This window comes from Geobacillus sp. ZGt-1 (genome assembly GCF_001026865.1).
In the GTDB taxonomy this organism is placed as follows: domain Bacteria; phylum Bacillota; class Bacilli; order Bacillales; family Anoxybacillaceae; genus Geobacillus; species Geobacillus thermoleovorans.
This window is the reverse complement of the sequence record NZ_LDPD01000008.1, coordinates 132,024-140,466: the sequence shown is the minus strand read 5'-3', so window position 1 is coordinate 140,466 and position 8,443 is coordinate 132,024. Positions and strand designations below refer to the sequence as shown.

Annotated in this window: 3 protein-coding genes and 1 pseudogene; all 4 read right to left on the bottom strand. The window is 58.2% G+C overall.

Translation table 11 applies throughout. The features are described 5' to 3' along the window. Positions 1–16: 16 nt before the first annotated feature. Positions 17–3,361 (bottom strand): SbcC/MukB-like Walker B domain-containing protein, encoded by a 3,345-nt coding sequence (locus VU18_RS02880; RefSeq protein WP_021322518.1) that lies wholly within the window; start codon positions 3,359–3,361, stop codon positions 17–19. Continuing rightward, entirely contained in the window at positions 3,358–4,536 is a 1,179-nt protein-coding gene (locus tag VU18_RS02875) for an exonuclease SbcCD subunit D (protein WP_021322517.1), read from the bottom strand. The genes VU18_RS02880 and VU18_RS02875 overlap by 4 nt, the downstream gene beginning before the upstream one ends. A gap of 20 nt (positions 4,537–4,556) precedes the next feature. Further along, positions 4,557–8,285: a helicase-exonuclease AddAB subunit AddA gene (gene addA / locus VU18_RS02870; RefSeq protein ID WP_021322516.1), complete on the bottom strand. Its 3,729-nt coding sequence runs from the start codon at positions 8,283–8,285 to the stop codon at positions 4,557–4,559. Continuing rightward, positions 8,286–8,443, bottom strand: a pseudogene (locus VU18_RS18985) (ATP-dependent nuclease subunit B); the annotation flags it as partial.

Genomic DNA, 8,443 nt, shown 5'->3' with positions numbered 1-8,443 from the left:
TTAGGCGTGCGGAGTGTCAAATCATTTCCAGCCAGACGCGCGTGCCACGTCCGGACGGTTCAGCCGGTTCGACGATGAGCCGTCGCGGCAGACGGTTGCGAATTTCTTGAACATGACTGATGACGCCGACCGCTAGTTGCTCGGTATGTAGCTTTTCCAAGGCGGAAATGACCGTCTCAAGCAGCTCAGCGTCGAGGGTGCCAAACCCTTCGTCCAAGAAGAAAAAGCGGAGCGGATACTCGCCGCGCAGCTGAATTTGCGCCGATAACGCCAACGCCAACGACAGTGACGTCAAAAATGTCTCCCCACCCGAGAGCGTCGATACCGGCCGTCTGACGCCGCCATTGGCATCATCGCGGATCAGAAACCCGCCTTGCGAATCCAATTCGAGCGAATACCGGTGCCGTGTCAGCCGCTGCAGCCGTTCCGAAGCCATGGCGGTTACTTGCTCGAGCTGCTCTTCAGCCATAAATTCGACAAAGCTGTTGCCGCGAAGCAGCGCCTGCAGCTGTTTATACCGCTCGATGCGCCGGCTGAGCTCCGCCTGCTTCTCCTCCAGTTCAACAAAGCGGCTATGTTTTTTTCTCAACTCTTCTACCTTCGCTTGAGCTGCCCCAAGCTGCTGCGTCATCGCCTCCACTTGCTCCTTCAACTCGGCGTATACACGCTGCATCGTCTCCCATTGTTCAGCGCTCACCGCCGCCCCCCCGATGGCGGCGGCCAGCTGGGCGAGGCGATGTTCGGCTTGCTCGATTTGGCGCCAATAGCGGCGGATTGCCTCATCCCATTCATCTCGCTGCGCTTTTTCCGCCTTCGCTTGCTTGACTTGTTCGGCATCGGCAAACATGGTGTCCAAAAGCGCGCCGCGCCAGCGAGCGAGCGCCTCTTCTTCGCGGCGGACGCCTTCTTCCCACGCCTGCTTGGCTGCTTTTGTTTCGCTTTCAAGCATTTGATATTCCCGCTGGGCTCGCTGCCAAGCCTCATACGCCTGTTGCTCGCCGTTTTGCAGCTGGCGCCATTCGTCCTCCGCCTTCTGAAGCTGCACGGCCGCAGGACCTTCCCCCGCCTTCTCGCCCCGTTGCCGCTCATATTCGTTCCATTGCTGCTGTTTGGCGCTAATCAGCGAGTCAAGACGCACCCGCTCCGTCTCAAGCCGGCTCCGCTCTTTGGCCGCTTCCTCTTTCGCCCTCTGTTTTTCCTCTAAAAACAGCACGCTGTCCTCCAGCCGTTTTTGCACGTCGCGCCGCACGTTTTCCCGTTCACGCAGCTGTTCATACACCGCATCGATCGTCTCAAGCGAAAGGAAAGGATACATCTGCCGCCATTGCTGTTCAAGTTGCCGCCGCTCTTCCTCCAGCCGCTGCTTTTCAACTTGCAGCGCTTCGATGTCCGCCGCTATCCATTGGCACGCTTTCTCCGCTTCGCGCCGCGCTGACTCGGCTTCATTCCATTGGGCAAGCACCCGGTAGACCGCTTCTTTCAATTCAATGACATCTTGCGCAAGCGCCCGCACTTCCACAGTGAGGTCGACGGCCTCCTCCACCGAGCGGCTTTCGGCAAACACAGGCGGCGCTTCATGGCCTACCGCCAGCTCGGCAAGCTGCTCGAGCTGCGCCTTGAACGAAATGATCGTTTGCCAATCTTGTTCATACCGCTGCCGCTCTGCCTCAAGCTCGGACAGACGCTCAAGTTGGACATCGTGCGGTGCGGCGGCCGGATGCGGATGCTCGCGCGATCCGCACACTGGACACGGCTCGCCGGGACGGAGCCGCTCAGCCAAGGCGGAGGCGAGTTGCGCCGTCCGCGCTTCTTCGGCTCGCTGTCGCTCCGCCTCCATGGTTTTCTGCAAAGTATACAATTGTTTTTCAGCATCCTGCTGCCGCCAGCAGACGAAACGATACGTCCGCTCCACACGCCGGAACAGCTCTTGAAGCCGGGAGCCGACAGCGGCTGATCGGCGTTCCCGCTCCAACTTTTCCTCTTTCGCCCGACGCCAAACGGCCTCCTTTTGCTGAAGTTGGGCATCGACGCGAGCGATGGCTGACGCCGCTTGCTCAATATGCTGCTTCTGCCTGTACGCCCGCTCTGCCTCATCTTTTCCATCCAGCGCCTCTTCATGCTGTTTCAGTTCTTCTTTCAACTCCCGCTGCCGCTTCGCGCCGCGCTCATACCAGACCGACGCCTCTTCAAACCGGCGTGCAGCTGCCTTCTCCTGGGCAATGAGTCGCTTCCTCTCTTCACTAAGAGCTGCGAGCTCCTGTCCAAGCACTTCCATTTGCTGCTCAAGCTGCGCCGCCTGCCGCAGCCGTTCCATCTGGACGAGCAATTCCGGTTCGCGCTGCGCCTTTTCTTGGCGCGCCCGTTCATAACGCCGCGCCGCTTCTTCATAGCTCAATTGGGCTTCCTCTAACCGACGCGCCAGTCCTTCATACCGACGAAACGCCTCTGCCCGCAAGCGACATGCCTGCTCGCACTGCTCCCAATACGGCCATATGCGCTCTGCTTGCTCGGCGCGCTCCTTTTTCGCCTCAAGCTCGCGGATGACGGATTCATGTTGGCGCAGCGCGGCGAGCTCTTGTTCGACCGCTTCTTTTTCTTGCTGCCACGCCCATCGTTGTTTTGTTCGTTCCACATCTGCTTCGACTTCCTCAAGCTCTTTTTTTCGCTTGGCAAACAGCCCCGCGAGCTCCCGCACATCCGCCTCTGCCTGCTCGAGCGCTGCTTTTGAAGCATCGCCGAGCCCCGCTTTTTCCGCTTCGATTTTTTCCCATTCTTGCTCAGCGGCGGCAAGCCGGTCTTTCAACTTTTTATTCAACTGATCGCCATACCGCTCAAGATGGAAGAGGCGCTGCAGCATTTGCCGCCGCTCCGACCCTTTGAGCGATAAAAACTCGGCAAATTTTCCTTGCGGCAAGACGACCGCCCGGGTGAAATCCTCCATCGTCAAGCCGAGCAATTGCTCGATCGCCTTGTCCACCTCCGATAGTTTATCGGCGAGCACGACCGGCTCGGACCGATGCTCGATCAGGCGGCAAACGGCGCTGCGCGTCCGCCATTCGTCCACTTTTTTTAAGCTTCGTTCGACTGTATACCGTTTCGCTCCTGCCGCATTTTCCAGCTCAAACGTAAACGAGACAAACAACTCTTGCTCCGCGTGGTTGATGATCGCCTGCGTGCGGTTGGCCGCCCGCTCGACGCTGCCGAACAAGGCGAGCGTCATGGCGTCTAAAATCGTTGATTTGCCGCTTCCAGTCGGCCCGAAAATGCCGAACACACCGCCCTCACACAGTGCGGTGAAATCAATCGTCTGCTTTTCACGAAAGCTATGAAGCCCGGCGATCGTCAGCGAGATCGGCTTCATTCTCCCTCCCCTTCCTTCTCTTCTTCCGCCGCCAGCTCCAAAAAGAGGCGGACAAGCTCTTCATCCGGCGTTTGTCCCCCAGTCTGACGTTCGTAAAAGCGGTGAAACATTTCTTCAAGTGAAAGCGGCTCGCGGCTCATTTCCATCATCTCTTCCACCCGATTGGGAAACACCGGGCGAATGTGGACAAATCCGGGATGAAGCTTACGCAGCCGATCAATTTCTTCCATTGTCAACGACTCGGTCACATGGATCTCCAAATCGATCCAGCTTGATCGGTCTCTTCCTTCCTCACACCAGCGGTATACTTGAGCGAGCCCCTCTGTCGCCTTCCAACGGATGAGCGGTTTGCCAGCAGCGAGCGGTATCTCCGCCACCTTGGCCGCCCCGCCTGGATGCACGTCAACGACCGTGACCGATTTGGCTTGACCGGCTTCGGAAAAGCTGTACGCCAACGGCGAGCCGGAATAGCGCGCGGCCGTCTTTGCCTGCTTGACATCCTGCGGCCGGTGCAGATGGCCAAGCGCCACATATTGCGCGGCTTTCGGCAGGCTCTCAGCCGCCACCGTATAAGCGCCGCCGACTTCAATCGGCCGCTCGGAATCGGACGTACGTCCGCCAGCAACGTAAAGATGGCTCATCGCGATATTGACGGTCTCCGCCGTGAACGAGGCGGCCATCGCCGCTAATAGGGCGCGGATGCGGTCATCGTACCGATCGCGCATCGTCGTCTCCTTACAGTCGGATGACAACAGCTCGGCGAGGCGCGATTCGGACGGATAGGCCAACGGAGCAAGCATCATCGTTTCGCCGCACGATGGAACGTCAATCCGGCAAACAGCCGCTTGCGGGCGGCCGAAAAGAAAAATGTTGTGCGCACACATCAACGTCCGGGCAGCGCTGATCCGGTCGGGGTGGTCGTGGTTGCCGCTGATGACTGCCACCGGGCGGCGTCCTTTGTCGGACAGGCGGGCGAGGCTTTCATAAAACAGTTGTTCCGCAGCCGCCGGCGGATTGACGGAGTCGAATACGTCGCCGGCCACAAGGATGATGTCGATTTGTTCTTTCTTGACAATCTCCACAAGCTCATCAACAAATGCCTCTTGCTCGGCCATCCGACTCCGCCCCTCGAGCGTTCTCCCAAAATGCCAGTCCGCGGTATGCAAAATCCGCATTCTCTCTTNCCCCCCTTGCATCACTCAACAGCCACAACAAACCCGCCGTCAAACGAATACAAATAGCATTCCGCCACCGGCGCACGCCAAATTTGCTCGATGGCCCGCCGGTACAAGCGCATTTGCGTCCCGTAGCGGCCGAGCAGAAAACGAGCCGCTTCTTCCTTTTGCCCAGCAAAACGGTGGACGACTTCATCCGTTTTATAGTCAATCATCACATAGCCGCATTCGTCGACAAACACGCAGTCGATCACCCCTTGCACGAGGACGCGCCGGCCGCTTTCCGTCCCTTCGCCGCCGTACAGTTCAGCCGCTTTAAGCCCCAAGCTGAACGGCACTTCACGGTGCACTTCGCGGGCGGCGCAAAGGCGGCGGCCAAGATCTGCAGTGAAAAAGGCAGCGATGGCCGCTGGATCGACCACCTCTGCTTGTTCTGCCGACAGCAGCTCTTTTTCGACAAGGCGGACGATCTGACTGCGGATCGACGATTCATCAAGCGGCGCCTGCAAATCAAGATGGCGCATGACGATATGGAGCGCCGTCCCTTTTTCGGCCGGCGTCAATGTTTTCTCCTGCATGAAACGCGGTCGAGAAAACACCGGAGCCGTCCCTTGTCGCGGCCGCCATTCGTCCGCTTGCTCGCCAAAGAGCACGCGATGTTCTTTCAGTTCTGACACCGATTGCTTGGCGCGCACGGCCGTTTCTTTCTCATACGAATACCGCCACAACAAGCGGCGTTTGACCTCCTTCCGCCACCCTCCTTCTACGGGAACGGGTCGTCCTTGTTCGAGGGCAAGAAGCACGCCGCCATCCATCTCCTCCCTCGCAGCCTCTGCGCCGCGCAAATCGGCGGCCGGCACGATGGAGACACGCCATACAGACGGGTGGGAGGCGACCTCTTCAGGCGCCTTCATTCCCGCAAGCGCCCCCCCATCACGATGACGGATGAGCGCCCGGCCGATCCAATCCAAGTAGGAGCGGGCCGAAGCCCGCACATCGTCGGGGAGAAGCCAGCCGCGTTCCGAAGCAGCGCTTTTCCATTTTTCAATCTCCTTGGCCGCATCGTTGACCGACGCCAACAAATACAGCTTCTCTTTTGCCCTTGTGAGCGCGACATACAAAATGCGCATCTCCTCAGCGAGCAGTTCAAGCCGCTTTTTCGTTTGGATGGCCAACAGCGGCAGCGTGGGATAACTGATGCGCAGCCGCGGGTGGACAAAGCGGGCGGCAAAACCCAGCTCTTTATCAAGCAAATACGGGTGATGCAAATCGCGCGTATGAAACGAACGCGCAAGCCCGGCGAGAAACACGATCGGAAATTCCAATCCTTTGCTGCTGTGAATCGTCATGATGCGCACGACGTCTTCCTGCTCGCCGAGCGGCCGGGCCGCCCCTAAATCGTCGCCGCGCTCTTGCAGCCGCTCGATGAAGCGAAGAAAGCGAAACAAGCCGCGAAACGACGTCGACTCGTACTGCCGCGCGCGGTCGTACAAAGCGCGCAAGTTCGCCTGCCGTTGCCTGCCGCCCGGCAGTGCGCCGACAAAATCGTAAAATTGCGTATCGCGGTACAGCAGCCAAATGAGATCAGCTAATGAGCGGCGGCGCGCCATCGTACGCCAGCCCTCGAGCCGCTCTAAGAAAGCCGCCGCTTTCCTTTGGGCGTTGGCCTCCTCTTCCGTTTCCGCCGGCTTTTGCCGAAACGAACAGAGCGCTTCATAAAACGTGCCTTTTGGATCGGCGAGGCGAATCATGGCGAGCTCATTCTCGTCAAAACGAAAGAGCGGCGACCGGAGCACCGCGGCGAGCGGAATGTCTTGGTACGGGTTGTCGATCACTTTTAACAGTGAGAGCATGATCGAAATTTCCGTCGCCTGAAAATAGCCGGATGACAAATCCGCGGCCGCCGGGATGCCTTGCGCCTGCAGCTGCTCGATCATCTGCGGCGCATGCGTCATCGAGCGGACAAGGATGACGATGTCACGGTACATGGCGCGCCGCGGCTGCCCGCTCGGACGATCGTATACATAAAACGGAGCGGAAACGATCTCTTTGATTTTTTTCGCCATCAGCCGCGCCTCGAGCTCCGCCGCTTCCCATTCAGCCGCTTCCTCTTCGTCCTCTTCCGCCGCACGCTGCCGGTTGATGATCATAACTTCCGGCGCCGCATCCTCCCCTTCCGGGTAATCAGCGCCGTATTTCAACTGCGCCGCTTCGTCGTAAACCATTTCGCCGACGGTTTCCCCCATGAGTTGCGCAAACAGAAAATTCGTCCCGTCAAGCACTTCGCGGCGGCTGCGGAAGTTGCTCGCAAGATCGATTTTCATCCCCCCTTCTTCTCCGTCTGCGGTGAATCGTTTGTATTTGTCCAGAAACAGCATCGGCTCGGCAAGGCGGAATCGGTAAATCGACTGTTTCACGTCGCCGACCATAAACAAATTGCCTGTTCGTTCGCTCCCTTTTTTCACCAGCTGCAAAATCGCTTCTTGAACGAGGTTCGTATCTTGATACTCGTCAACAAGCACTTCATCAAACTGCGCCTGGTATTCCAAGGCGGCGGGGGAAGGCTGCCATTCGCCCGTTTCCGGATCGCGCCGCCGCAAAATATGCAAACAATAATGTTCCAAGTCAGAAAAATCAACGATTCCTTTTTCCCGTTTCGCCGCTTGGAACATGACGGCAAAACGGCGGACAAGGTTAGCGATCGTTTCAACGATCGGCTTCATTTCCCGCATATGGCGGAGCCAAACGGATGGATCGAGCGAAAACACATTGTCGCGCAGCGCCTCCACTTTCTTTTTCGCCTGATCACGCAACGATTTGGCTTCGTCGATCAGCCGCTCGTCATAGTCCTTGCCGCGGCAGGCCGGCAGCCGCCCAAACGACAGCGCCTTTAGCGCGCGATGCAGCTCGGCCCACGGTCCAGAAAGACGCGTTTCCAAATCAGCGATCATATCTCGATCTTCGCGCAGCCGCTCCGCGTACGGACGCGGTCCGCCCGGCTCTTCAGCAAGCTCAAGCGCCCTTCGGATCAGCCGTCTGGCCGCCGCCAGCTCCATCGCAGCATGTTGCGCGATATAGCGGGCTGCTGGCAGCGTCTTTATATCTGTTCGTTCATCGACATCATACATCGAGGTCAAACCGGCCAACCATTCATCTGGTTCCGGATGGGAGCGGGAAAATTCATAAAGGGCGACAATCATCTCCTGCAGCTCCGCATCGCTCCGGTCGCCCGTATAGGCATCCACGACAGCGAAAAACCGCTCGTTGTCCGGCTTTCCATATTCCTCCTCAAGCAGCTCTTCAAGGACATCCTCTTTCAACAGCTCGATTTCCGTTTCATCCGCGATGCGAAACGACGGATCCAAATCAAGCAAATAGTAATATTTGCGAATGACATCCAAGCAAAAGGAATGGAGCGTCGAGATCGCGGCGCGGGGAAGCAGGCTGAGTTGACGTCGCAAATGGAGCGAATGCGGACGCTTGGCCAATTCCCGCTCGAGCGCCTCGCCGATTCTTGCTTTCATCTCCGCGGCTGCCGCATTGGTAAAGGTAACGACAAGCAGCCGATCGATATCGACCGCTCCTTCTTCCGCCGTCACTTTTTGAATGATCCGCTCGACAAGAACGGCCGTTTTCCCGGATCCGGCCGCCGCGGCGACAAGAATGTCTCGGCCGCCCGCGGCGATCGCCTTCCATTGTTCATCCGTCCATCGGCTCCCAGCCGGCTTCGGGCGAATCGTGGCGTTCATTTATCCTTCCTTCCCTTCCGCTAGTTTTTCGATGACCGCTTCCTTCGTTTGCGGGGCAAGCTTCCGGTATTCGTTGCCGGAGAGTGCCTCATCAAATTGGCAGACCGGTTTGAAAACGCAAAACTCGCACGCTGTTTTATCTTTCAACTTGTACGGGG

Bases quoted from the DNA above. Each gene is read 5' to 3' on its own strand.
- VU18_RS02880 (WP_021322518.1), bottom strand. From the start codon at position 3,361: ATGAAGCCGATCTCGCTGACGATCGCCGGGCTTCATAGCTTTCGTGAA.
- VU18_RS02875 (WP_021322517.1), bottom strand. From the start codon at position 4,536: ATGCGGATTTTGCATACCGCGGACTGGCATTTTGGGAGAACGCTCGAG.
- addA (WP_021322516.1), bottom strand. From the start codon at position 8,285: ATGAACGCCACGATTCGCCCGAAGCCGGCTGGGAGCCGATGGACGGAT.